The sequence below is a fragment of the Halomonas sp. AOP27-A1-41 genome (assembly GCF_052378605.1).
Classification (GTDB): Bacteria; Pseudomonadota; Gammaproteobacteria; order Pseudomonadales; family Halomonadaceae; genus Vreelandella; species Vreelandella citrativorans.
Map to the genome: position 1 here is coordinate 1 of NZ_JBQSXT010000023.1, position 23,248 is coordinate 23,248.

At 52.8% G+C, this 23,248-nt stretch carries 26 protein-coding genes; 16 read left to right on the forward strand and 10 right to left on the reverse strand.

Translation table 11 applies throughout. From position 1 onward, the window contains the following. Positions 1 to 140 precede the first annotated feature (140 nt). A complete protein-coding gene (gene rlmM, locus ACT3TC_RS13905) occupies positions 141 to 1,211 on the forward strand; it encodes a 23S rRNA (cytidine(2498)-2'-O)-methyltransferase RlmM (RefSeq protein WP_444640417.1) in 1,071 nt (356 codons plus the stop codon). Positions 1,212 to 1,215: 4 nt separating this feature from the next. Here the strand turns inward: rlmM and ACT3TC_RS13910 are convergent, their stop codons facing one another. Further along, positions 1,216 to 1,503, reverse strand: a complete 288-nt coding sequence (locus tag ACT3TC_RS13910) for an antibiotic biosynthesis monooxygenase family protein (protein WP_087111672.1) — start codon at positions 1,501 to 1,503, stop codon at positions 1,216 to 1,218. Positions 1,504 to 1,532: 29 nt separating this feature from the next. Here ACT3TC_RS13910 and tusA point away from each other — a divergent pair, with 29 nt between their 5' ends. Next, a complete protein-coding gene (gene tusA, locus ACT3TC_RS13915) occupies positions 1,533 to 1,784 on the forward strand; it encodes a sulfurtransferase TusA (RefSeq protein ID WP_087111670.1) in 252 nt (83 codons plus the stop codon). Between the two features lie 88 nt (positions 1,785 to 1,872). Here the strand turns inward: tusA and ACT3TC_RS13920 are convergent, their stop codons facing one another. The 3 genes from ACT3TC_RS13920 to ACT3TC_RS13930 form a co-directional block, all read right to left on the reverse strand. Then, the gene (locus tag ACT3TC_RS13920; protein WP_193056956.1) at positions 1,873 to 2,568 is read right to left on the reverse strand and encodes a hypothetical protein; all 696 of its coding nucleotides are present in this window, start codon (positions 2,566 to 2,568) and stop codon (positions 1,873 to 1,875) included. 109 nt (positions 2,569 to 2,677) lie between these two features. Further along, positions 2,678 to 3,631, reverse strand: a complete 954-nt coding sequence (locus ACT3TC_RS13925) for a DUF3080 family protein (RefSeq protein WP_444640418.1) — start codon at positions 3,629 to 3,631, stop codon at positions 2,678 to 2,680. A 42-nt stretch (positions 3,632 to 3,673) separates the two neighbouring features. Then, positions 3,674 to 5,092, reverse strand: coding sequence for an MATE family efflux transporter (locus tag ACT3TC_RS13930; RefSeq protein ID WP_444631269.1), 1,419 nt, complete (start codon positions 5,090 to 5,092; stop codon positions 3,674 to 3,676). Positions 5,093 to 5,231: 139 nt separating this feature from the next. Here ACT3TC_RS13930 and ACT3TC_RS13935 point away from each other — a divergent pair, with 139 nt between their 5' ends. Continuing rightward, positions 5,232 to 5,816: an elongation factor P hydroxylase gene (locus tag ACT3TC_RS13935; protein ID WP_444628848.1), complete on the forward strand. Its 585-nt coding sequence runs from the start codon at positions 5,232 to 5,234 to the stop codon at positions 5,814 to 5,816. Here ACT3TC_RS13935 and ACT3TC_RS13940 read toward each other — a convergent pair. Next, a complete protein-coding gene (locus ACT3TC_RS13940; RefSeq protein WP_172118338.1) occupies positions 5,813 to 6,292 on the reverse strand; it encodes a hypothetical protein in 480 nt (159 codons plus the stop codon). The genes ACT3TC_RS13935 and ACT3TC_RS13940 overlap by 4 nt on opposite strands. A 13-nt stretch (positions 6,293 to 6,305) precedes the next feature. Beyond that, positions 6,306 to 7,157, reverse strand: a complete 852-nt coding sequence (locus ACT3TC_RS13945) for a TatD family hydrolase (protein ID WP_444631270.1) — start codon at positions 7,155 to 7,157, stop codon at positions 6,306 to 6,308. Between the two features lie 133 nt (positions 7,158 to 7,290). Between ACT3TC_RS13945 and ACT3TC_RS13950 the strand changes: the two genes are divergently transcribed. Beyond that, positions 7,291 to 9,210, forward strand: coding sequence for an ATP-binding cassette domain-containing protein (locus ACT3TC_RS13950; RefSeq protein WP_444640419.1), 1,920 nt, complete (start codon positions 7,291 to 7,293; stop codon positions 9,208 to 9,210). Between the two features lie 114 nt (positions 9,211 to 9,324). Here ACT3TC_RS13950 and ACT3TC_RS13955 read toward each other — a convergent pair whose 3' ends face one another. Beyond that, positions 9,325 to 9,777, reverse strand: coding sequence for a universal stress protein (locus ACT3TC_RS13955; RefSeq protein ID WP_172118335.1), 453 nt, complete (start codon positions 9,775 to 9,777; stop codon positions 9,325 to 9,327). Between the two features lie 148 nt (positions 9,778 to 9,925). On the opposite strand from ACT3TC_RS13955, the gene ACT3TC_RS13960 reads away from it, so the two are divergent. Next, entirely contained in the window at positions 9,926 to 10,465 is a 540-nt protein-coding gene (locus ACT3TC_RS13960) for a preprotein translocase subunit YajC (RefSeq protein WP_172118334.1), read from the forward strand. A gap of 8 nt (positions 10,466 to 10,473) precedes the next feature. On the opposite strand, the gene slyA is transcribed toward ACT3TC_RS13960, so the two are convergent. Beyond that, complete coding sequence (gene slyA / locus ACT3TC_RS13965) at positions 10,474 to 10,926, reverse strand: transcriptional regulator SlyA (RefSeq protein ID WP_172118333.1); 453 nt, start codon at positions 10,924 to 10,926, stop codon at positions 10,474 to 10,476. 74 nt (positions 10,927 to 11,000) lie between these two features. After that, positions 11,001 to 12,155: a DUF5924 family protein gene (locus ACT3TC_RS13970; RefSeq protein WP_172118355.1), complete on the reverse strand. Its 1,155-nt coding sequence runs from the start codon at positions 12,153 to 12,155 to the stop codon at positions 11,001 to 11,003. A gap of 299 nt (positions 12,156 to 12,454) precedes the next feature. Between ACT3TC_RS13970 and fadB the strand changes: the two genes are divergently transcribed. Both fadB and fadA read left to right on the forward strand, forming a co-directional pair. Continuing rightward, positions 12,455 to 14,632, forward strand: a complete 2,178-nt coding sequence (gene fadB, locus ACT3TC_RS13975; protein ID WP_444640420.1) for a fatty acid oxidation complex subunit alpha FadB — start codon at positions 12,455 to 12,457, stop codon at positions 14,630 to 14,632. A gap of 24 nt (positions 14,633 to 14,656) precedes the next feature. Then, positions 14,657 to 15,835 (forward strand): acetyl-CoA C-acyltransferase FadA, encoded by a 1,179-nt coding sequence (gene fadA / locus ACT3TC_RS13980; RefSeq protein ID WP_444631272.1) that lies wholly within the window; start codon positions 14,657 to 14,659, stop codon positions 15,833 to 15,835. A 53-nt stretch (positions 15,836 to 15,888) separates the two neighbouring features. Here the strand turns inward: fadA and ACT3TC_RS13985 are convergent, their stop codons facing one another. Then, positions 15,889 to 16,359 (reverse strand): flavodoxin family protein, encoded by a 471-nt coding sequence (locus tag ACT3TC_RS13985; RefSeq protein WP_172118330.1) that lies wholly within the window; start codon positions 16,357 to 16,359, stop codon positions 15,889 to 15,891. Positions 16,360 to 16,592: 233 nt separating this feature from the next. Between ACT3TC_RS13985 and ACT3TC_RS13990 the strand changes: the two genes are divergently transcribed. The 9 genes from ACT3TC_RS13990 (at position 16,593) to sufD (ending at position 23,221) form a co-directional block, all read left to right on the forward strand. Next, positions 16,593 to 16,808, forward strand: coding sequence for a DUF2945 domain-containing protein (locus ACT3TC_RS13990; protein WP_444640421.1), 216 nt, complete (start codon positions 16,593 to 16,595; stop codon positions 16,806 to 16,808). 60 nt (positions 16,809 to 16,868) lie between these two features. Then, complete coding sequence (locus ACT3TC_RS13995) at positions 16,869 to 17,240, forward strand: thiol-disulfide oxidoreductase DCC family protein (protein WP_444640422.1); 372 nt, start codon at positions 16,869 to 16,871, stop codon at positions 17,238 to 17,240. Between the two features lie 40 nt (positions 17,241 to 17,280). Then, a complete protein-coding gene (locus ACT3TC_RS14000; protein WP_444640423.1) occupies positions 17,281 to 17,817 on the forward strand; it encodes a hypothetical protein in 537 nt (178 codons plus the stop codon). Positions 17,818 to 17,883: 66 nt separating this feature from the next. Then, the gene (locus ACT3TC_RS14005; protein WP_444640424.1) at positions 17,884 to 18,360 is read left to right on the forward strand and encodes a YbhB/YbcL family Raf kinase inhibitor-like protein; all 477 of its coding nucleotides are present in this window, start codon (positions 17,884 to 17,886) and stop codon (positions 18,358 to 18,360) included. Between the two features lie 77 nt (positions 18,361 to 18,437). Further along, positions 18,438 to 18,779: a zinc ribbon domain-containing protein YjdM gene (locus ACT3TC_RS14010; protein WP_444622489.1), complete on the forward strand. Its 342-nt coding sequence runs from the start codon at positions 18,438 to 18,440 to the stop codon at positions 18,777 to 18,779. A gap of 253 nt (positions 18,780 to 19,032) precedes the next feature. Beyond that, positions 19,033 to 19,497, forward strand: a complete 465-nt coding sequence (locus ACT3TC_RS14015; RefSeq protein WP_441679217.1) for an SUF system Fe-S cluster assembly regulator — start codon at positions 19,033 to 19,035, stop codon at positions 19,495 to 19,497. Positions 19,498 to 19,609: 112 nt separating this feature from the next. Further along, entirely contained in the window at positions 19,610 to 21,052 is a 1,443-nt protein-coding gene (gene sufB, locus ACT3TC_RS14020) for a Fe-S cluster assembly protein SufB (protein WP_444640425.1), read from the forward strand. A 79-nt stretch (positions 21,053 to 21,131) separates the two neighbouring features. Then, positions 21,132 to 21,881 (forward strand): Fe-S cluster assembly ATPase SufC, encoded by a 750-nt coding sequence (sufC, locus tag ACT3TC_RS14025; protein ID WP_172118323.1) that lies wholly within the window; start codon positions 21,132 to 21,134, stop codon positions 21,879 to 21,881. After that, on the forward strand, positions 21,878 to 23,221 hold the full coding sequence (sufD, locus tag ACT3TC_RS14030; protein WP_444640426.1) for a Fe-S cluster assembly protein SufD: 1,344 nt from the start codon (positions 21,878 to 21,880) through the stop codon (positions 23,219 to 23,221). The genes sufC and sufD overlap by 4 nt, the downstream gene beginning before the upstream one ends. Positions 23,222 to 23,248 lie beyond the last annotated feature (27 nt).

Here is a 23,248-nt window from a genome sequence, read left to right on the forward strand (position 1 = left end):
TTAACGAAGAACCCAGCCAATCGGCTGGGTTTTTTGTATGCGTGGAAGAAAATAAAGCACACGTGTTAATGGTATGATGCGTCCCCAGCGACTATATCAACCGGCTGTCACTTTGGGTGATAGACGCAATTTGAGGTGAAGTGGTGAGTAAAACGGTACCGACATCGTGGTTAGTTTACTGCCGCCCTGGTTTTGAACATGATGCGTTGTCAGAAATGCAGCACCATGCAAAGCACCAAGGGGTACCCTGTGAACCTGCTTATGGGGAAGGGTGGGTCAGCCTAACGCGAACAGACGATGAACCCGTTAATGACTTGCACCGGCGGGCGGCTTTTAAAAGACTTATTTTCGCTCGTCAAAGCCTGGCGGCCTTACCAGCACTCACCTTGTCACGAGATGATCGATTAACCGCTATTTTAGAGCAGGTTAAAGCTAGCGGCTGGAGTTTTGAAGAAATCTGGCATGAAACGCCCGATACTAATGATGGTAAGGCGCTGGTTGGCCTGATCAAAGCCCTTACCAAGCCGTTGCAAAGCATGTTGAAAAAACGCGGTGCGCTACGCGGCAAGGCAGGTGGGCGTCGGTTACATATTTTTTGGACCGATGGTGATCGCGCCCAGCTAGGCATAAGTTTTCCCGGTAATCGTAGCGAGCTGCTTAACGGTATTCGTCGGTTGCGCTTCCCTTCGCGTGCACCAAGCCGCTCTACGCTTAAACTGGAAGAAGCATGGCATGAGTTTATCCCACGCGAAGAGTGGGAGGAGCGCTTGAGTGCGCATATGCAGGCAGCAGATCTAGGAGCCGCGCCCGGTGGATGGACATGGCAGTTGGTGCAGCGGGGCATGTACGTTTATGCCATTGATAATGGGCCAATGGATAAGCAGCTAATGGCCTCTGGGCAAATTGACCACCTTAAAGAAGATGGCTTTACCTGGGAGCCGCCTCAGCGTTTGGATTGGCTGGTATGTGACATCGTAGATAAGCCCGTACGGGTGCTGGCGATGGTCGAGCGTTGGCTAACGCGTAAATGGTGTAGAGAGGCTATTTTTAACCTCAAACTACCTATGAAGAAACGTTGGGATGAAGTAACGCGCTGTTTGGAAACATTGGAAGAAGCGCTTAAAAACGCGGGTGTTGGTGCCCACATAAACTGCAGGCACCTTTATCACGACCGGGAAGAAGTGACTGTGCACGTAAGGCTAACCCACTAAGGTGTTAATAGCCCGCTTCATAGATGCGGATCGTCTCGTCTTCTGTTAATAGCGGTAAAATACGTTGCATCGCAGTGGCACGCGCATCGCTGGCGTGCCATTCTTTCCAGGCGCGTAAATCGCGCCATTTGGTAATCATCAAGCGTCGATCCGTATGGCCTTGTTGTGCCAGCGTTTCACCGCTGACAAAGCCTCTGACACCGAGCGAAACACGCATGACTTCGCGTGCGGCCTGTTCATACTCATCTTCAAGGCCAGGCATAATACGCCGTTCGATGATAACTTTAATCATGCTATCTAGTTCCTAAACCGAGGATATGAATGGCTGACACGACTGATGCCTCACCCCACTACGACACTGTTCTGGACACCACAGGGCTTTATTGTCCTGAGCCTATCATGCTGATGCACAACAAAGTGCGTGATATGAGTTCAGGTCAAGTGCTTAAAGTTGTGGCAACGGACCCTGCTACCACGCGTGATGTACCTAAATTTTGTCAATTTTTGGGTCATGAGCTTGTCGACCGCAGTGAATCAGCAGAAAGCTACGTTTACTTTATACGCTTAGCGTAAAGATGTGCAGCCGTGCGCGGCAAAAATCGACTAATGGTGAATAGCCTCGCACGGTGCGCATAATTAAACAGGTGTACCGCCTCGTACGTTAATCGCCTGGCACGACCATCATGGCTAATGTCTCAAGAGTAGCGGGATCTTCCTCAAGAATACGGTTAGCGATATGGCGCTGAAAGTAATAAACGCTCGGGTGACAGGAGCGTGCACTGTAGAGGCACTTATCACCCAACAGAATGGGTGTCATTGTGGCCTTTTCTTCATCAGCAAGTAAGGCATCAATAGAGCCATCGCTGTACAAGCGCCATCCGTAAACGGGTTTCATATGCCACGGTGCATTGGGGTGATTCATGCACAACGCATGAGTGCCCAGGGTATCGGGAATTTGCTGGATGAGCGTAACGTCTCCCGACGCTTCATACTCAAAATAGTCAGCGGCAGCCGTTAGCTCGTAATATTTGTGATCGGGCGGTGACTCAAAGATCTCTTCTGTTTCTGGATCGCGATAGCCAACAAAATAGCCGTTTTCCTGGCTATCCACCTCTTGGCAGGCGGTTAGTGTTTCCATCCAGGGCACCAACCCAACAACATGGCCATCGGCTCTTAAGCCCCAGGCCAGAATGGGCATGCCAAAATAGGAATCGGGGCTCGCAGCGAGCTGGTATACCATTTCCAACCCGTCTAACTCGGGCGCTAAACGAACCAAACTTTTTTGCGCCTGCTGACGCAGGCGCACGGTATCCAGGTCGATGACCTGGGCAGAGCGGGGTGACTGGGATACGCCCATGATGTCCCTCCTAATGCTGCGTGGCCACGACATTGGTAAGCAAGAAATGCTTACCGCATCCTTCACCAATAGCACAGGTTGCCCATAAGGTTAAGAGGGAGGCGAATATTTAATCGCTTAAACAGACTGAGTGCATTTCTCTAAGCGATAAGTGGTGCGTTTTGGCCTGCTGATACTGCTGCCAAGGCGCTTGTGCGTTATCAAGTGAGAGCCATTGCGTTTGGTAAACACGTACCGCTTCTGGCAAGGCAACGCTTTGGCTGTTTATCAGCTTGTTGATAGCGAGTAGCCACTGTTGCGCGTTAGCTTCAAGGAGGTTCAGTGCTTCAGTGTCCCACGCTGTTAAACACGCTTCATGGTGAGGATCATGCTGGCTTAAGTGCTCGCTGGCGTCTTGCAAACGTTGTTCGGAAAGTAGCAGTGTGCGGAGTATCTCGGCGGTTAAGGGGCGTTCTTGAAGGTGCTTGAGGTGGTTTTCAAGCTGAGAGGAGTCTTGCTGCCATGCTTGGCTAAACTGGCTATCTACCATTTGTTGCAAATAATCGACAGCGGCAAGCTGCTGCGCAATCGCTGGAAAATCACTCATCGCTAGCGGTTGGCTTGCCCGAGAGAAGCTTTTTACCCACTCATCAGAATCGAAAATAGCATTCCAGCTAACAGCGGGTAGTTGTGCTGTTTTCAGAGCAGTAAGCTGTTCAAGGCGCTCTTTATCGCGCTCGCTTAACCGGTCTGGGACATCGCTTTCCTGGCATGCCGCCAAGCGTTGCCATAACTCACGCTCGTAAAGCCAGTGCTGGCTGGGCGGCGCAACCCGGCCAAGCTGATTGTTGCGGGCTGCAATCAGCGATGTGATGTGACACTCGCGCAACGCGTAAATATTGAGTATGCCATCGCGGGTTTCAGATACCTCAATCAGCCTTTCTTGGCGTTCTGGAAATGCCCCTATGTTGGATACTTCTGTGCGCTCGAGCGGAGGCGAGGACAGGTCTTCGGCCAACTGATGATGATAGGCGACCCATGGCTGCTCTGCCTCATGATCGCTGCAACCTGTCAAAACCGACATTGCCGTGAACATAACGAAGAGAAGCCACAGGTTTGTCACTTTTCACCCCTGTCGGCTAATCCATTTTAAACGCCAGGCCAACAACAGTGCGGCGGTGCTAAGCCCTGCAATCAAGCCTATCCAGTACCCATGAACACCTAAAGGCTCGGTTAAACCGCTTGCACCATGCACACCTAACCAGTAACCGCCTCCAAGGCCTACAAGCCAGTAGGACAGCACTGTAATGACCATGACGATGCGGGTGTCCTTATACCCTCGTAGCGCGCCTGCCAGGTTCACCTGAAGCGAATCAGAGAGCTGGAAGATGACCGCAAGGGCAATGAGGGTAAGGGTCAGCGCCTGTATCTCAGGGTTCGAGGTATACAAGGCAATCACCGGCTTGGCAGTTAGCCACAAAAAGAGGCTATTAAACGCCGCAATCAGTATGCTCACCACCACACCATTCCATGCAACCTGGCGAGCCAGTGTCAGGCGATGTTGGCCGAGGGTATTACCCACGCGTACCGTTAATGCCATGCTCAATGAAAGCGGCAGCATAAACAGAATAGAGGTAAAGCTGAGCGCGATTTGGTGAGCACCTACGGTTATCTCGCCCAGGCTGGCAACAAACAGGGCGATCAAGGTGAACAGGGTCACCTCAACAAAAATAGCCACGCCAATCGGCATGCCTACAAAAATCAGCTCTTTAATACCCGCCAGCTGTGGAGGCGTAAAACGGTGCCATAGCGACACGTTTTGGTAAGCACGCCCTCGGCGAGTGTACAGCAGCATGATTAACATCATGGTCCACATGGAGATAGCCGTCGCGATCCCACAGCCAAAGGCACCCATGGCCGGAATTTGTTGCAGAATATCGGGAACGCCGCTACCCAACAAATTGACCAGCCCGTCGCCGCCGTAGATCAGCAGGTAGTTGGCCGGAATATTCACGAGCAAACCGATGACACTGATCCACAATGATGGCCGCGTATGGTTCATGCCATCCGAAAACGCGCGTAATGCTTGAAAGAGGGCAATACCGGGCATACCGAACGCCACCGCTGAAAGATAAGCAGCTGATTCTTGAGCGACTTGAGCCGGTACATCCATTAATTCGAAAATGGGCATGACGCTGGTTCTAAGCAGAATCGCGGCGATAATGCCTAGAACCAAGGCCACCCATAATCCTTGATGAACCGCAGGGCGAATGGCATTGCTTCGCTGTCCGCCGAGGTGATAAGCGACAATAGGGGTAAGCCCCATGAGCGTGCCCGTCATAAAGAGCATCAAGGGCGCCCATAAACTGGTACCTACTGAGACCGCTGCCAGCGACGTAGCGTTAAAGCGTCCCGTCATCATGACATCGACTACCCCCATGCCTGCCTGGGCAAGCTGCGCGCCACAAATAGGCAGCGCCAATAAAATTAAGGCACGGGTTTCTGGCCAATAGGTGGTTTTGATATCGTCAGCAAAGCGGGCCAAGGAAAGGCTCTCCGTTAGTAAAGTAATCTATAAAACGCCGCTAGATTAGCAGGAGTCGCTGGTTTTTGCCGTTTAGACTTCAGCCTACCTAACGAGGGCCGTTATACTAGGCAAAAAGGCCTTAAATAACGAGGATATTGTGGTTCACACAGATAACAAATGGTTACTTGAGGATATTACGGCACTCTTTGACGGCATTTTTATGCCGCGCTATCAAACCCGATTAGTGCGGGGTGAAGATGAGCCGCTTTATCGACCGGCAAGCAAGGAAGCGCCTTATCATCAGATTATCTTTGCCCGTGGGTTTTATGCCAGCGCCCTGCATGAAATTAGCCACTGGTGTATTGCTGGTGCCAAGCGCCGTCAGTTGGAAGACTATGGCTACTGGTATTTGCCCGATGGGCGTAATGCCCAGGAGCAGAGCGCTTTTGAGCAAGCCGAAATTGCCCCTCAGGCGTTGGAGTCACTGTTTGCTGACGCGTGTGGACGCATCTTTCATGTCAGCGTGGACAACCTGGGGGGCGATGTTGACGTCGATCGTGACGCATTTGCGGAGAAGGTAAACGCCCGAAAGCAGCGCTATTTACAAGAAGGCCTGCCCACGCGCGCCAACGCCCTTTATGTGGCGTTGACGTCGTTTTATCAGCGCAAAGAGCCACTAGCCGCTGCGATTACCCAAGGCCAAGCGGTCTTGGGTCAAGCGCCTGTGGCTGCTAATGCTTAATCCGTTTCGGTTAAGCGCTGGTGCAAGGACAGCATGACCTCAAGCTCATGTTCGGGGCGCATGGGCTCCAGGCCCAGCTCGCTGAATGTCTCACGTCGCTGGCGGTGCCATTCACCCGGTGTGATAGACGGGTAGAGCACCGATGCCGGCGCCAGTTCTACAAAAGGGTCCAACCCATACGTATCAAATAGACGCGCCAGCGCCGCCTCATCCTCACCATTGTCGCTGGTATAGAGAGTGGCGGAGAAGTAATCGTTTTCCAGCTCGCGAATCACCTCAAGGGGGCTAACGCCCAGGCTCTCAAGTTCCTCGATGCTGTAAGCGCCCATGGCATTGGTATCTTCCTTGATCCAGCTATCGTCTGGTTGGATCAAGGTTTCCTTAACGCGTCCATCGGGCAATGACCAGGCTATGGCAAGGGGGAGGCCATCTTCTTCGCCCGTTTCAATGGCAATAAATCCTGGGTAATCGGCCACGCTCGTACTCCTTTCAAGATTCTGTAGGCAGGCGGAAAAAGCGCTGTGCAGTTTGCGTCGTGGCGCTACCTAGTTCAGCTTCGCTGATGCCGCGCCACTGGGCAATTTCTTTTACGATCCACGGCAGAAGCGCTGGCTCATGGCGGCGCCCTTTGAGTTTAGCGGGTAGATTGCGGGGCAGCAGGTAAGGGCAGTCGGTCTCCACCATCAAGCGCTCCAGCGGAATATCGTTAACCAGCGGGCGCAAGTGATGGCCGCGACGCTCATCGCAAATCCAGCCGGTCAGGCCAATATGTATATCCAGGTCCAGATAGCCGTGCAGCGTATCGCGGTCAGCGGTAAAGCAGTGCACAACCGCGTCGCTGATATCATCGCGCCAAGCGGCCAATATTTCACGCATTCGTACGCCTGCATCGCGCTCATGTAGAAAAAGCGGCAGGCCGCTTTCAGCAGCTAGTGCCAACTGCGCTTCAAACGCATGCTCTTGCTCGGCAGGCGTCGAAAAATTGCGATTGAAATCCAGCCCGCATTCGCCAACGGCGACTACCTTCGGATGTGCGTGCAAGGCTTTCATCTTGTTGGCTAGGTCTGCATTCCAGCAACTGGCATCATGCGGGTGAATGCCCGCCGTTGCGAAAAGGCCGGGATATTGCCCGGAAAGGGCTATCGCCTGCTCGGCGTGCGCCAGGTCCGTGCCCGTGACAATCATTGTATTAACATGAGCAGCATGAGCCCGCGCGATGACGTCATCAAGATCACGATCAAAGCTTTCGTGCGTCAAATTAGCGCCAATATCGACCAACGGAGACGTAGGGCGAAATTGAAGCGCTTCAGGTAAAACGTTATCGACTGCCGATGAAGCCAAGCGTTACTCCTTCGTCGAAAATAGCAAACCAGTATTGTAACGCTAAGCACACGTATCGACTAATGCGCGAAGCTTCCCCTCTACTGCTGTCCATGCGTTACACTGTGCGCCTCACGACGATGGAGGATACTGCGTGACCTTGTTACGACTCGAACAGCTGCAACTTGCCTACGGCACCCAAGTACTGTTGAACCGCGCTGACCTTACGGTCGAAAAAGGCGAGCGGCTGGCGCTGGTCGGGCGCAACGGCACCGGTAAATCTACGCTTTTAAAATTAGTGGCGGGTGATATTCAGGCTGATGACGGCTCGGTTTGGCGAGCGCCTGGCTTGAAAATTGGAGTGTTGGCTCAGGAGTTACCTGAGTCATCGGGCATGACTATTTTCGACATGGTCGCACAGGGTCTGCCTGAAGCGGGCGAGCTGCTGTCTGAATATCAGCACTTGATCAACGATCCCGACCCGGACATGAATCGCATGGCGACGTTGCAAACCCGCATCGAAGCGATTGATGGCTGGTCGTTCCATCAGCGTATTGATGTTGTGCTAACGCGGCTGGGACTTCCTCCTGAAACTGAGATGAGTTCTCTTTCAGGCGGCTGGCGTCGCCGGGTCGCGTTAGCGCGAGCGCTGGTGTCTGAGCCTGATTTACTTCTGCTTGATGAACCGACCAACCATTTGGACCTGGACACCATTGCATGGCTTGAAGAGCAGCTTCTGGCTTTTAATGGTGCGGTGCTGTTGATTACCCATGACCGGGCGTTTCTTTCCAGGCTGGCGACTAATATTCTTGAGCTTGATCGTGGCAAGCTGGGCCGCTACCCGGGCAAATACGAAGAGTTTCAGGCGCGCAAGCAGCACGAGCTTGAAGTTGAGGCGCGGGAAAATGCCGAGTTCGACAAAAAGCTGGCGCAGGAAGAGACCTGGATACGCCAAGGGGTTAAAGCGCGCCGTACCCGTAATGAGGGGCGGGTACGTGCTCTTGAAGCCATGCGCGACGAGCGCAGCCAGCGCCGTGAACGCCAAGGCACTGCTAACCTGACCGTTGATAGTGGTGAACGTACCGGTAAGCGGGTAGTCGAGCTTAAAGGGGTGACTCAGCGCTTTGGTAACGACGTTATTCTGCGTAATGTGAACCTGGAAGTCGTGCGCGGCGACCGTATCGGTTTTCTCGGGCGCAATGGCGCGGGCAAAACAACACTACTTAAAATTCTGTTGGGTGAGCTAGCACCGACCGAAGGCAGTGTACAGCTAGGCACGAACCTTAAAGTGGCCTATTTTGACCAGCTGCGCGCAGGACTTGAACTGGAAAAAACGGTTTATGACAACGTGGCTCAAGGCAGTGACCGAGTCAGCGTCGGTGGCAAGGATCGCCATGTCATGAGCTACCTGCAGGATTTCCTGTTTACGCCTGACCGCGTGCGTCAGCCTGTAAAAGCACTGTCGGGCGGGGAGTCTAATCGTCTGCTCTTGGCCAAGCTGTTTACCCAGCCTGCCAATGTGTTGGTGCTTGATGAGCCGACCAACGACCTGGATATGGAAACCCTGGAGCTGCTTGAAGAGCTGTTGCTGGACTTTGACGGTACGCTGTTACTGGTTTCCCACGACCGAACCTTTATGGACAACGTGGTGACCAGCATGCTGGCTTTTGAAGGCGAAGGCGTTGTCCGTGAATACGTGGGCGGTTACACCGACTGGATACGTCAGGGCGGTAAGCTACCGCCTGCCCCTTGGGAAGGCGCGGCGCGTCAACAAACCGAGCCCACCAGCGCGGCGGTAGAAAAAGCACCTGAGAAGGCACCTGAAGAACCCGCTAAAAAAACCGTCAAGCTCTCCTATAAGTTTCAGCGCGAACTGGATGCATTGCCTGCCGACATCGAGCGGCTTGAAGCCAATGTCGAAGCGCTGGAGCAAGTGGTAGGCGATCCCGCGTTTTATCAGCAGGAGGCCAGCGCGGTAACAGCGAAACTACAAGAGCTAGAGCATGCTCAGCAGGCGCTTGAAGCCGCCATGGAACGCTGGATGGAGCTTGAAGCCATGGCCAACGGCGCATAGCGGAAACTCAAGTGTATGTTCCCAAAGGCGCCTGGTCGGTGCCTTTGGGGATAGTAGCTTTTTGAACAGAAGCGTTCGATATGCAAGTCAGGCGCCGAGAATAAGCGCGTATATTTATTCGTCGCTGCTCTCGCCCTTTTTGCCAACCCGTACGGCGAGCACATCACACTGCGCGCCGTGCAGCACGCCTGTTGACGTTGAACCCAGTAGCAGGGCAAAGCCGTGTCTTCCGTGGGAGCCAACCACAATCAAATCAACGTTATGTTCATCCGCGAAGCGATGAATTTCCGTGTCGGGCATGCCCACCACTACGTGCTGGTCGGCCTTGTCGATATGAGGGGTCGCAATTTCAGCCAGGCGCTGCTTGGCATGATCATCCAATTGGTCTTGAATGCTGGTAAGGTCCATCGGGATATCACCTCCATAGGCGAAACCCAAAGGCTCAAGGGTATGCATAATGGAGATTTTGGCACCATTGTTGCGCTCAGCGATAACGATCGCGCGCTCTAGTACCTTGTGAGAATCTTTTGTTAGGTCAACGGCAACCAGAATATGGTGATAGCTCATGGCTTATCTCCTTGGCGATAATTAACAAAGAAGCAAACTTTGTTAGATAACCTTTACTTTAAGCTGCATGGACAATCTTAACAACGATCTGCGTCATGGTTTTTTAAACGTGTTAACAGCGTACGACTGAAATAGGGTGGAAGCAGTTATGGTATGGTTAATTATCATTTTTGTATTGTTATTTGTGATGGCGCCGGTCATGTGGCTCAAGCCAAGCCCGCGTCAGGTAAGGCAAATGGCGTTGCGTAACGGTGCTAAGCAACAAGGGGTCAGTGTTAAAATGGAAAAACCCCCGCTGCACCATTTTAGGGGCACCATGCCCGCTTATCGTTGGCACTATCCTCAGGATGCGCCAGGCCCGGACTTTGTGCTGCTACGGGACAGCAATGCCAGTGCCGCACTAGAGCCCTATTATGCTGGCTGGCGTTGGCGTATTGCACCGTTGCGCGATTTACCTGAAAGTGCCAGTGCGCCGTTAAAAGCACTCTTGGAGCGGTTGCCTCAGGATGCACTAGTGATTGAATCGACGCCTTATGCGCTAACGCTTTGGTGGTGGGAGTCGCAAACCGCCGAGCGTTTCTCCACTTATCTTGCAGACGTAAAGCAATTAAAGGGCGCGCTAAGCGGTTTGTCGGACCAGCCGCTAGGCAAGCCGTTGGATAATCGAGACGGTGCGCATCACCGCTAGGTGAGCATCTAAGCAGTAGGGGGGTCTTGCTCGCGCGCTTGAATGGCTAGCCCGTTTGATTCAATTATTGACAGCCATTCATTGAGCTGTTCAAGCTCACGCTCACCAAGCCCGACAAAGAACTCTTCACGGACTTGGGTAGCCACCGCATCAATTTTTTCTAAAAGCGGCATTGCTGCTGGCGTAAGGTAAATACGCTTGCTGCGCCGGTCACTATCACAAGCGCGTCGCTCAACCAGACCCTGCTCCTCAAGTTGACCCAGTGTACGAACAAGTGAAGGGGCCTCAACACCAATCACTCGCGCCAGGTCGCACTGGGGATGTCCCTCACCCAAGCGCCAGATATGATAAAGCGTGACCCAGCGCGTTTGGGTAAGCCCCAAAGGAGCGAGCCTACGATCCAAAATTGAGCGCCACAAATGCGGCAGGCGTGCAAGACGAAAACCAATCGATGAAGCCATGGGCAACTCGCTACCAAAAAGTGGGAGGATAGATTGTCATTAGCTATGGCTTGGATTGCAAGCCATAGGCGGACTTAGTCGCTTGTCGGCGTGTCAGAGCGTTCACTGCTTCCTGGCACAAAACGACGCAAATCAAGTCTGCTTAAACCGCTGGCGCGAATAGCGCTATCGGCTTTAGAGGCCTTTTGTAAGTCTTCCGATACCGTAAAACGAATCAGCCCCACGCGTTGACCACTATCAGTCATGATATCTATTCGCCAGTCACCTGATGGGTCAGCAGGAAAGTTAAGCTTATGACTCCATGCCCGATAACCCTGTTCACGCCCACCACTAATGTCCAGCCGGACGGTATCTAACGGTTCACCGTTGTGACGCCAGGCGTGGTAAATAGTTTCGCTTAATCCTCGTGGGGCACGGATCGCGGTATACACATAAAGGCCGTTTTCACGAATAGCATCTGGCGTCAGCGCAATGGAACCCTGCGGTTCTCGCTGCTGAATATCAAGCGAAGGGGAGAGCGCACTGCTGGTCAACCAAAGGCTTGCGGGCGGCACCCAAATACGGCCTATCCAGGCAGCATACGCAAGTGCAAGCGTTAGCCCTAGAAATAGGCACCAGCGTTTTAACGAGCGCTGCTTGAGTAAATGCCAAAAGCTGGGAAGCGCTACCAGTACCATCAAAGACATCGCTAACAAAAGGCTTTGTCCGGTCGTGAGATGGAGCATGATCGGTAGCGTTACCAGCATCACCAAAAAAACGCACAGCGCATGGAAAATAAAATAGAGACTGCGCCAGCGGCCAGCTACCTTGTAATAAAGCGGGTCGATAATTGATAACAGCGCCATGCCAATGACCAGGAGAGCAAATAGCGTTTGTCCGCTATTCCATACCGTCGTAATTAAAATGAACGGAAGGGTAAAAAACAGCGTCTCCTGGTGAATCATTTGGGCAATAAACGTAGTGGCGCCACGGTGCAGGGTAGGGTGGCCACGCTTGGCCAGCCAGCGGCCAATTAAACTTTCAGAAAGCAGCAGCGTCCAGGTAAATAACAGCCCCAGCGCTAGCGCCGCACCTAGCCACTGCTGACGGTCGACCAGAAAAAAACTGCCTACTCCCGCTGAAAATGCCATGGGCGGCCATAGCCAGCTCCAGGGTTTAATGCGCTCCACTAAGCGCTCGGTAAAGTGCTGAATGGCTTTTATGCGCGTCGGTGTTAACAGGGCGCCCATGAATATATGACCCATAGTGAAAAAAATCATGATCCATGGGTTTCTGAAAAAAGTCGATGCCCAGCAGGTAATCGTCTTAATGTGTCCTTAATAACGGAATATTTAGGTGATGAGAAAGTGTACTTCCTGGCAGGGATTAGCCAAAAGTCAGGGCTTGACGTTGTTGGATAACTCAACCAAGCTAACGCTATCAAACGACCGTATGAAATGCTGACGAACCAGCCAGGGACTTGTCGCTAAAACTTGCTGCAAGAGTCTGCTGACAGGAGCGCCAGTTCAAACCTGTGGAGAGAGCACGGATGATCTATCAAGGCAATGCCATCACGGTGGAGCGTCGTGACACCCTGAGTGGCCATCACATCGCGCGGCTTATTTTTGATTTAAAAGATGAGTCCGTTAATAAGCTTTCCAGCGCTGTTGTTACCGAACTGGGAGAGGCTGTTAGCGCTCTTCAGGCGGTAGATGACTTGCAGGGCTTGATGATTGGCAGCGGCAAAGACGCATTCATTGTCGGGGCGGATATCACCGAGTTTCACAGCCTGTTCACTAAAGGTGAAGCGTACCTTGAGGAGATGAACCTCAAGGTGCACGAGATATTTAATGCGATTGAAGATCTCCCTTTTCCAACCGTTGCCGCCATTAATGGCCTTGCCTTGGGTGGCGGGTGCGAAGTGCTGCTCACCACTGATTTTCGCGTGATGAGCGAAAAAGCTAAAATTGGACTTCCCGAAACCAAACTGGGCATTTTGCCGGGCTGGGGTGGTTGTGTACGCTTGCCACGCTTGATTGGCGCTGACAATGCGATTGAATGGATTGCCGGTGGCACTGAAAACCGCGCCGATGCGGCGCTAAAAGTCGGCGCTGTCGATGCCGTGGTCACGCCCGAGCAGCTAGAGGAGGCGGCGCTAGACATACTTGACCGCGCTAACGCTGGCGAGCTTGATTACCAGGCGCGTCGCGCAGAGAAAAAAGGCCCCTTAAAGCTCAATGCTATCGAACAAATGATGGCGTTTGAGACGGCCAAAGGGTATGTCGCCGGCAAAGCGGGCCCTCACTATCCAGCGCCTATTGAAGCTATCAAGGTTATTCAAAAAGGTGCGGGTGAAGAGCACAGTCGCGCCCAGGCCATTGAGGCGAAAGCCTTTGCCAAGCTTGCGCTAAGCAGCGTGGCATTTAACCTGGTCGGTCTGTTTATGAACGATCAGGTCGTCAAAAAGAAAGCCAGCAAGTATGAAAAGCAGGCGCAGCCTGTTAAGCAAACGGCCGTGTTGGGCGCCGGTATAATGGGCGGTGGTATTGCTTACCAAAGCGCCTCTAAAGGCACGCCTATCTTGATGAAAGACATCAAGGATGAAGCCATTGAACTGGGCCTGAAAGAGTCCCGTAAACTATTCGCCAAGCAGGTTGAGCGTAAAAAACTCACCAATGAGCAAATGGCGGAAAAGCTGACCAATATTCGCCCCACGCTCTCCTACGGCGACTTCGGCAATGTTGATTTGGTGGTTGAAGCGGTTGTTGAAAATCCCAAGGTAAAAGGTGCGGTGCTCAGCGAAGTCGAAGAGATGGTAGGAGAGAATACGGTCCTGACCTCCAACACATCGACCATTTCGATTAACCGCTTGGCTCAGAACCTGAAGCGCCCTGAAAATTTCTGTGGCATGCACTTTTTTAACCCTGTGCATCGCATGCCGCTGGTTGAAGTTATTCGCGGTGAAACAACCTCTGACGCAGCAGTTGCGGCGACGGTGGCTTACGCTCGCGCCATGGGGAAAACGCCCATTGTGGTGAATGACTGCCCCGGCTTTTTAGTAAACCGTGTGCTGTTCCCCTATTTCGGCGGCTTCAGCTTCCTGGTCGAGCAGGGTGCCGACTTCCAGCGTGTTGATAAGGTCATGGAGAAGTTTGGCTGGCCGATGGGGCCTGCTTACCTGCTGGATGTGGTCGGTATGGATACGGCGGTTCACGCTAATGACGTCATGGCGGAAGGCTTCCCGGACCGCATGGCGCGTGAAGGCAAAACGGCAATCCAGGTGATGTACGAAAACGAGCGCCTGGGCCAGAAAAACGCCAAGGGTTTTTATGCCTATGAAGAGGATAAAAAAGGCAAGCCCAAAAAAGTAACGGATGAGCAGGCCTACGCGTTAATCGAGGAAGTGGTTAGCGACAAAAAAGAGTTCTCCGACGAGGATATTATTGCCCGCATGATGGTGCCGCTCTGCATGGAGACGGTTCGTTGTCTGGAAGACAATATTGTTGATACGCCTGCCGAAGCGGATATGGCGCTGATTTACGGTATTGGTTTCCCGCCTTTCCGCGGTGGCGCGCTGCGCTATATCGACGCCATGGGCGTGGCGGAGTTCGTCAAACTGGCGGAAGGATTGGCTGAAGAGCTCGGCCCGCTGTACGCGCCGACTGAAAAGCTGCGCCAAATGGCGAAGAACAATGAGCAGTTTTATCCCGCCCCCGGTCAGGCCTAAGTCACCGCGAACAGGAGAAATAAGATGAGTTTGAATCCCAGAGATATCGTGGTGGTCGACGGTGTACGTACCGCCATGGCAAAAGCCAAGCATGGCGCATTTCGTAACGTTCGTGCGGAAAACCTGTCCGCTGCTGTCATGCAGGCGTTGTTTACCCGTAATCCCAATCTAGACCCTTCTGAAGTAGATGATGTGATTTGGGGCTGCGTTAACCAGACCCTTGAACAAGCCATGAACATTGCTCGCAATGCGGCGATCATGACCGGCATTCCACGCTCGGTACCGGCGCAAACCGTTAACCGTCTGTGTGGCTCCTCCATGACTGCGCTGCATATTGCGGCGGCGAATATCAAAGCGGGCATGGGCGATTTCTACATCATTGGTGGTGTAGAGCACATGGAACATGTGCCCATGGCGCATGGGGTTGATGTAAACCCTGCGATTAGTAAATACGCCGCTAAAGCCTCCATGATGATGGGGCTGACCGCCGAGCTACTAGGTAAGATGCACGGTATTACGCGGGAAGACCAGGACCGGTTTGGCGTGCGTTCGCACCAGCGTGCTCAGGCAGCAATGGAGAAAGGCTACTTCGATAACGAGATTGTCGGTGTTGAAGGCCATGACCAGCGCGGCTTTAAAGTGCTGTTCAAGAGCGATGAAGTGATCCGCTCTGATGCAAGCTTTGAGTCCATGGCCCAGCTTAAGCCGGTGTTTGATCCGCGTAGCGGCACCGTCTCGGCAGGCACGTCGTCCGCGCTTTCCGTGGGTGCTTCCGCCATGGCGATCATGAGCTACGAGCGCGCCCAAGCGTTGGGGCTTGAGCCTATCGCTAAAGTGCTTTCTACCGGTGTAGCAGGTTGTGATGCATCGATTATGGGCTATGGCCCGGTGCCGGCTTCTAAAAAGGCGCTGAAAGCCGCAGGCCTTTCGTCGGATGATATCCAGACTGTCGAGCTTAACGAAGCCTTTGCAGCGCAAAGCTTGCCGGTATTAAAAGACCTGGGCTTTTTGGAGGCCATGGACGAAAAGGTTAACTTAAACGGCGGTGCGATTGCCTTGGGCCACCCACTAGGTTGTTCCGGTTCACGCATCAGCACCACGCTGCTTAACGTTATGCAACAGCGCGACACCACGTTGGGCCTGGCCACCATGTGTATTGGTATGGGGCAAGGGGTTGCGACGGTATTTGAGCGCTTGAAGTAACCAGCCTTATGCACTGATAAACGGCACCTATCAAGGTGTCGTTTTTTTTCGCCTTAAATAATCCCAGCCTCCAGGCTGGCAGCCACGGATAGCCCCAGCTCCTCGCATTGCTCGATAAAACCTGCCTGAAAGTCGCCTCGGCAAATAAGTGGCTCTTGTATGAGTCGCCAGCGCAGCCCGGTGGTAATGCTCTCAATGCCACGCTGAGTGCCGGTGCCATCGTGGCCTGCCCGAATATAAAACGCGAACGGTAAACCTTCGGTTTTATCAAGGCAGGCGTAGTAGCATCGATCAAATACGTCCTTCACTAACCCTGCCATATAGCCCAGGTTTTCAGTGGTGCCGAGAATAATCGCATCGGCTGAAAGAATATCGTCCGGTTGTGTTTCAAGCGGGGTGAGCGATGTTACCACCACCTTTTCTACGTCAGGGTGGGACGCGCCGTGCACCACAGCCTCCAGCATCTTTTGTGTGTTCTCGGAAGGTGCATGTGCAATGATCAGCAGTTTTTTGCATTCCGCCATGGCAGCCTCTTGTCTAATGAAGTAAGGACACGCAAAGGCAAACAGCCATTCTTTAAAGTGGCGCGTTTACCGGATGCTAGGGTAGCAACCTGGCTCTTATGTGTCGTCACAGGTGAATACTTAGCGCTATGAGTGAGTACATCTACACTTAAGGTTAAGTGAACCAAATTCTGATAGGGATGGGGAATGATAGGGGGGAGAATGATAGAGGTGGAAAACAATAGGAGTGAAGAATGGCTAAGCGCTTCAAGGTGGGCGATCACGTAAAATGGAACTCAGAGGCTGGCTATGTAAGCGGGCATATCACTCGCGTACATACGCAGGATACGACCTACAAAGGTCATCACCGTTATGCCAATGAGGAGGAGCCGCAGTATGAAATCAAAAGCGACAAAACCGATCATGTTGCGATGCATAAAGACGCCGCGCTTACTCTGATGGATCACTAGCATTGCGTCGTGCCACCGACGTGCCACACTTACCCCCTCAATGTCCGCTCCGAGTATTATATGCCCACTGACAACACAATTAAGGTCTATTACGATGCGGTTTGTCCCCGCTGCCGCAAAGACAGGCAGCGTTATGAGCATTGGGCAGGCGAGGGGGCAAGCGATATTCGTTGGTGTGATGTCAGTGAGCACCGGCATACACTGCAAGAGAAGGGTATAGAACCTGACACTGCGTTAAAGTCGCTGCATGTTGAGCGGGCTGATGGGGATATAGTAGAAGGCATTGATGCCTATCGCCTGTTAATGACTCGGGTTGTCTTTTTACACCCGGTTGCGTGGTTGATCGGTCTGCCGGTGATTAAACCACGGTTAAGGAAGCTCTATGATGGCTGGGTAAAACGACGCTTAAAGCAGCAGGGTCGCTGGTCTTAAAAATGATGGTGGTAATTTGCATGGGGAGCCCATAGGAAACATGAAAATAAAGCAAAACATGTTATGTGTCCTGCTACTTGGGAGTGTGCTATTGGCAGGGTGTGCAGGCAAGCAACACAGGACGACATCGACCACATCTCAAACGAATGATGAGCCTGTTCAGGCAGCACCCGTTGCAAGTTCCAGCAGTGTATCGGCGACTGACTGGGTGCCGCCGCTGTACATGAGCCCTGAAGAAGAGGCCGCTTACTATGTGAGCAGGCTTTCTGATCGCCGCTTCGTTTCCTATTACGGCGACCAGGACAACCGCCGGACCTTTTATATTGCCGCTGAGCGGTTAGGTGATATTGGCTTACCCGCAGTGCCACTTTTGTATGCGCGCTTGAATACCCAGGATGAGTACGAACAAATGCTGGTGCTTTACGCGCTTCAACTGGCAACACAAGATCCGCTGTTAACGTCTAAAACCGGTGGGAATTATGTGCAGCTATCCTCCGTGCTAAGCCCCGAGAGCAACGCAGAAAATGTGGTAATTGCGCAGCAGTGGTGGCAACGCAACGCGGGTTATCTGAATTAACGTTGATGCCTTGGATATTTACTACCACTCTGTAGACATAGTGATTGGCTAACCAGGGAGAAACTTATGGCATTTGCTCTGTCATCAATGGAAGTCACCAGCACCGCTTTTGAGCAGCATCAGGCGATTCCTGCCCGCTATACCGGGGAAGGCGATGATCTATCGCCTCCTCTTGAGTGGCATAACGTACCTGAAGGTACAAAAGGGTTTGCGGTTATTTGCCACGACCCCGATGCGCCGCTGTTAAAAGATGGCCGCTACGGGTTTGTTCACTGGACCCTTTATAACCTGCCCGGCGATATTGCCGGGCAGGATGAAAACACTCAGCTGGGCACTTGTGGCAATAACGACTTCGACAAGCAGGGCTACGGCGGTCCTATGCCCCCAGAAGGGCATGGTAAGCACCTTTACTACTTTTTAGTGCTTGCTTTGGATCAGTCAATGGATCTGCCAAAAGGTCTAAGTGTCGCGGCGCTATTTGAGAAGGTAGAGCCGCACGTATTGGGGATTGACCGGCTTGTAGGCACCTACCAGCGGGGCTAATGCCCTCTTGGACTGGAGCATTTTGCCTAACCGGTGTAGGCTCCATCGCTTTGCTGGTTTTTGTGATGGAGCCATTGATGAACGAATTACCTAATTGTCCTGCCTGCGCCTCAACGTTCACTTACGATGACGGCTTGCAGTACGTCTGCCCGGAATGTGGTAATGAGTGGTCGAAAACGGCGGATGCCGATGCCTCTGACGATATTCCCAGCGTACGCGATGCGAACGGCAATCCCCTTTTTGACGGCGATAGTGTGACCGTCATTAAAGACTTAAAGGTCAAAGGCAGCTCGTTGGTTGTTAAGGTCGGCACGAAGGTTAAGAGTATTCGTATTGTTGAAGGTGATCATGATATCGACTGTAAAGTTGATGGCATTGGCCCCATGAAGCTTAAATCTGAATTCGTTAAAAAAGCTTGATGCTCAGTTAATCAGGTGCTGAGCCATAACAAGCCTATCCCTGGTGGATAGGCTTTTTTGTGGGATAGCCAATAAAATTCTCAAATGATAATGATTGTTGTTTTTGATGGTAACGGCGGCGAACGTGCCAGAACTTGACGCAATTTGCCAAGGATTGGGCAATAGGGCTTCACATCGATTTTATACAGGACTAAAATGGTACCCAATTAACACGCAAGCCAGCCTGATGATTTGCTGGCTAACGGGAGTCGCTATGCTCAAGCTTTCTCGGCTGACAGATTACGCCGCTGTTGTGATGGCACAAATTGCGCGTCACCCAGAGGCATCGCATACGGCTGCAGACTTGGCGGAAGACGTACAGCTACCGCACCCAACGGTAAGCAAAACGCTTAAGATGTTGGTCCGAGCGGGGCTTTTAGCGTCACAGCGAGGGGCGCAAGGCGGTTACCGGCTTGCCAGGCCCGCGTCACAAATTACCGCAGCGGATATTATTGCGGCGATTGAAGGCCCTGTCGCGATGACCGAGTGTAGCCATGCCCAAGGAGAGTGCGAGTTGGTCGCAACGTGTGGTGTGGCCGACAATTGGCAGCGTGTATCGCTCGCGATTAGTACCCTGCTTGAAAGCGTAACGTTAGCCCATTTGGCGGCATCATCGCCTCTCAAGCTACCCGTACAATTACCAATTCAAAGTATCAATCTATCGGCGGTATCTGCATAGCTCTGGATATACAGGGTTCTGAACATACGCAAATTCCGATAAGCGTTGATACGCATTTATTTATAATTGACGGCGAGCGGTGCTCGCCACCAACTGCCCAGAGGGTAACACCATGGCAACCGAAGAAATGGAACAGTTGGTTCGTCGCGAATACAAAGATGGCTTTGTAACCGATATTGAAAGCGACACGCTTCCACCCGGTCTAGACGAAAATACCATCGCGTTTATCTCCAAGAAGAAGGGTGAGCCGGAGTGGATGCTTGAGTGGCGTCTTGACGCTTACCGCCAGTGGTTGGTCATGAAAGAGCCTTCCTGGGCGCATCTTGATTATCCGCCTATCGACTACCAGGCGATTTCCTACTTCAGTGCGCCCAAGCGCCCCGAAGATGGCCCGCAAAGCCTCGACGAAGTAGATCCCAAGCTGCTGGAAACCTACGAAAAACTGGGTATTCCACTACACGAGCGGGCGGCGCTTGCCGGCGTTGCAGTTGATGCGGTATTCGATTCAGTATCCGTAACGACGACCTTTAAAAAGGAACTGGCTGAAGCCGGTGTTATCTTCTGCTCCATTTCTGAGGCAATCCGCGATTATCCCGAGCTGATCAAGCAGTATTTGGGTACCGTCGTGCCGGTGGCCGATAACTACTTTGCCGCGCTTAACTCAGCCGTGTTTACCGACGGCTCGTTCGTATTTGTTCCTGAAGGCGTTACCTGCCCGATGGAGCTATCGACGTACTTCCGTATCAATGCGGCCAATACCGGTCAGTTTGAGCGTACGCTGATCATTTGCGAAAACCGTGCTCAGGTCTCTTATCTGGAAGGTTGCACCGCGCCGATGCGCGATGAGAACCAGCTGCACGCGGCCGTTGTTGAGCTTGTCGCATTAGATGATGCGTACATCAAATACTCTACCGTTCAGAACTGGTACCCCGGTGATGAGAACGGTAAGGGCGGCATCTATAACTTCGTGACTAAACGTGGCGACTGCCGTGGCGCACGTTCACGTATTAGCTGGACCCAAGTCGAAACCGGCTCGGCCATTACCTGGAAATATCCTTCCTGCGTGCTGCGCGGTAAAGACAGCATTGGCGAGTTCTACTCCGTTGCCGTTACTAACGGGCGTCAGCAGGCCGATACCGGCACCAAGATGATTCATATTGGTGAAGGCACGCGCTCCTATATCGTGGCCAAAGGTATTTCGGCAGGTAAGAGCGACCAGTCCTATCGCGGCCTGGTGAAAATTGGCCCGCGTGCCAAGGGCGCGCGTAACTTCACGCAGTGTGATTCGCTGCTGATTGGCGACAAGTGTGGCGCTCACACCTTCCCGTATCAGGAAATCGGTAACAGCACGGCAACGATTGAGCATGAAGCCACCACCTCTAAAATTGGTGAAGATCAGCTGTTCTACTGCCGGAGCCGGGGTATTTCCGAGGAAGATGCGGTCAGTATGATTGTTAACGGTTTCTGTAAAGATGTTTTCCAGGAGCTACCGATGGAGTTCGCGGTAGAGGCTGAAGCGCTCTTGAACGTGACATTGGAAGGCGCGGTAGGCTAATCGTTTAGCCGGATTGCCGTACACATTACTTTGATACGCGTCGCGCCAGCGACTCGCCAGAATTAGAAGGTTTATGACTATGTTGCAAGTAACTGATTTACACGTCACCGTTGAAGACAAGCAGATCCTTAAAGGGCTTACCTTGACCATCAACGCCGGTGAAGTACACGCCATCATGGGGCCTAACGGCGCGGGTAAATCAACCCTGTCAGCGGTGATTGCAGGTAAAGATGGCTATGAAGTCACCCAAGGCAGCATCACCTTTGAAGGTAAAGACGTACTTGAGATGGAAATTGAAGAGCGCGCCCAGGCAGGCCTGCTGTTGGGTTTCCAGTACCCGGTTGAGATCCCGGGGGTAAAGAATATTTACCTGTTGAAGTCAGCGCTGAATGCCCAGCGCAAGGCGCGCGGTGAAGAAGATATGCCAGCGCCTGAGTTTATGAAGCTGGTAAAAGAGAAGCTTGGCTCTATGAAAATGGACGCCAGCTTCCTGCAGCGCGCGGTTAACGAAGGCTTCTCTGGCGGCGAGAAAAAGCGCAACGAAATTCTCCAAATGCTGGTTCTCCAGCCTAAACTCGCCATGCTGGATGAGATCGACTCCGGCCTTGATATCGACGCCATGAAAGTGGTCGCCGACGGTGTTAACAGCCTGCGTGCCGAAGAGCGCGCGATTCTGTTGGTAACCCACTATCAGCGCCTGCTTGACTATATCGTTCCTGATAAAGTCCACGTCCTGGTTGACGGCCGTATTGTTAAAACCGGTGATGCCGAGCTTGCCAAAGAGCTAGAGGCTAACGGATACGAAGGTATTGAGGAGTCTGTGGCATGAGCGATACGCAAACCTTTCTGGACACGCTAAAAGCGCGTAGCCAGCAGCGCGAAACGGAGCCGTCGTGGATTGCCGCGCGTCGCCAAGCGGGCGCTGCTCGCTTTGAAGCGCTGGGCTTTCCCACGCGCCGTGACGAAGAGTGGAAATATACCGATGTTCGCACCATCGCTCAGGGTAACTTTACACTGGCCGATAATGGCGACTACTCACCCGCTCAGGCAGCAGCATTAACGCTACCTCTCGCGGCTTATCGGTTAACGTTTGTTGATGGTGTTTACGCCCCAGCGCTGTCGGATATCGACGCACTGCCCCAGAGCGTTCATGTTATGCCACTGTCAAAAGCGCTTGCTGAAAATCACGAAGCGGTGGGTGGCCCACTTGGCCGCTTAACAGGCGTGGATTTCTCTCCCTTCGCAGCCTTGAATACCGCGTTTATGGAAGAGGGCGCTGTGGTGCGTATCGCGCCGGGTACGGTGGTCGATAAGCCTATCGTGCTGCAGTTTCTCTCCAAGGCGAGCAGTGCGCCGGTGATGAGCCATCCACGTATTCTGGTTGAGGCGGGTGGTCGCAGTGAAGCCACGTTGATTGAGCACTATTGTGGCGATCAGGACGCAGCCAACTTCACCAACATTGTGGGCGAATTTATGTTGGACCGCGGCGCTATCCTGAACCACTACAAGCTTCAGGAAGCACCGCTTAACGACATGCATATTGCCAGCATGCATGTTGAGCAGGGGCGCGATAGCCGTTACACCTCGTATAACCTGAATCTAGGTGGTGCGCTGGTGCGTAACGACCTGATCAGTGACCTTAATGGTCAGGGGGCCGAAACCAACTTCTTTGGCCTGTTCTTCGGTCAGGGTCGTCAACACGTGGACAACCACACCAAGGTCAATCATAACGCGCCCTTGACGTTCTCCAATGAGAACTACAAAGGCATCCTGGATGACCGTGCGCATGGCGTGTTTAACGGCAAGGTGTACGTTAAGCGCGATAGCCAGAAGATCGAAGGCTTTCAGAGCAACCAGAACCTGCTGCTGTCTGACCGCGCCCAGATTGATGCCAAGCCTGAACTTGAAATTTATGCCGACGATGTGAAGTGCTCTCACGGCACCACGACCGGTCAGCTAGATGAAGAGGCTATTTACGCGCTGCGTACGCGTGGTATCGATGAGGCGACGGCGCGGGGGCTGTTGACCCTGGCCTTTGCCGGTGAAGTGCTGGATAAAGTGATGCTGGATGAAGTCGCTGAGCGCGTAGAGCTTGCGGTTGCCGGTAAATTGCCGGAACGCTTTAACCTGGCTGGCCTGGTAGAAACGGCCGTCGCGCTCAACGACTAAGTTCTACGGCCTACTAAGGAGTGATGA

Excerpts from the sequence above, each read along its gene's own strand:
- ACT3TC_RS13910 (WP_087111672.1), bottom strand. The coding sequence starts at position 1,503 with ATGATTAAAGTTATCATCGAACGGCGTATTATGCCTGGCCTTGAAGAT.
- tusA (WP_087111670.1), top strand. The coding sequence starts at position 1,533 with ATGGCTGACACGACTGATGCCTCACCCCACTACGACACTGTTCTGGAC.
- ACT3TC_RS13920 (WP_193056956.1), bottom strand. The coding sequence starts at position 2,568 with ATGGGCGTATCCCAGTCACCCCGCTCTGCCCAGGTCATCGACCTGGAT.
- ACT3TC_RS13925 (WP_444640418.1), bottom strand. The coding sequence starts at position 3,631 with ATGTCGGTTTTGACAGGTTGCAGCGATCATGAGGCAGAGCAGCCATGG.
- ACT3TC_RS13955 (WP_172118335.1), bottom strand. The coding sequence starts at position 9,777 with ATGAGCTATCACCATATTCTGGTTGCCGTTGACCTAACAAAAGATTCT.
- ACT3TC_RS13960 (WP_172118334.1), top strand. The coding sequence starts at position 9,926 with ATGGTATGGTTAATTATCATTTTTGTATTGTTATTTGTGATGGCGCCG.
- slyA (WP_172118333.1), bottom strand. The coding sequence starts at position 10,926 with ATGGCTTCATCGATTGGTTTTCGTCTTGCACGCCTGCCGCATTTGTGG.
- ACT3TC_RS13970 (WP_172118355.1), bottom strand. The coding sequence starts at position 12,155 with ATGGGCGCCCTGTTAACACCGACGCGCATAAAAGCCATTCAGCACTTT.
- fadB (WP_444640420.1), top strand. The coding sequence starts at position 12,455 with ATGATCTATCAAGGCAATGCCATCACGGTGGAGCGTCGTGACACCCTG.
- fadA (WP_444631272.1), top strand. The coding sequence starts at position 14,657 with ATGAGTTTGAATCCCAGAGATATCGTGGTGGTCGACGGTGTACGTACC.
- ACT3TC_RS13985 (WP_172118330.1), bottom strand. The coding sequence starts at position 16,359 with ATGGCGGAATGCAAAAAACTGCTGATCATTGCACATGCACCTTCCGAG.
- ACT3TC_RS13990 (WP_444640421.1), top strand. The coding sequence starts at position 16,593 with ATGGCTAAGCGCTTCAAGGTGGGCGATCACGTAAAATGGAACTCAGAG.
- ACT3TC_RS13995 (WP_444640422.1), top strand. The coding sequence starts at position 16,869 with ATGCCCACTGACAACACAATTAAGGTCTATTACGATGCGGTTTGTCCC.
- ACT3TC_RS14000 (WP_444640423.1), top strand. The coding sequence starts at position 17,281 with ATGAAAATAAAGCAAAACATGTTATGTGTCCTGCTACTTGGGAGTGTG.
- ACT3TC_RS14005 (WP_444640424.1), top strand. The coding sequence starts at position 17,884 with ATGGCATTTGCTCTGTCATCAATGGAAGTCACCAGCACCGCTTTTGAG.
- ACT3TC_RS14010 (WP_444622489.1), top strand. The coding sequence starts at position 18,438 with ATGAACGAATTACCTAATTGTCCTGCCTGCGCCTCAACGTTCACTTAC.
- ACT3TC_RS14015 (WP_441679217.1), top strand. The coding sequence starts at position 19,033 with ATGCTCAAGCTTTCTCGGCTGACAGATTACGCCGCTGTTGTGATGGCA.
- sufB (WP_444640425.1), top strand. The coding sequence starts at position 19,610 with ATGGCAACCGAAGAAATGGAACAGTTGGTTCGTCGCGAATACAAAGAT.
- sufC (WP_172118323.1), top strand. The coding sequence starts at position 21,132 with ATGTTGCAAGTAACTGATTTACACGTCACCGTTGAAGACAAGCAGATC.
- sufD (WP_444640426.1), top strand. The coding sequence starts at position 21,878 with ATGAGCGATACGCAAACCTTTCTGGACACGCTAAAAGCGCGTAGCCAG.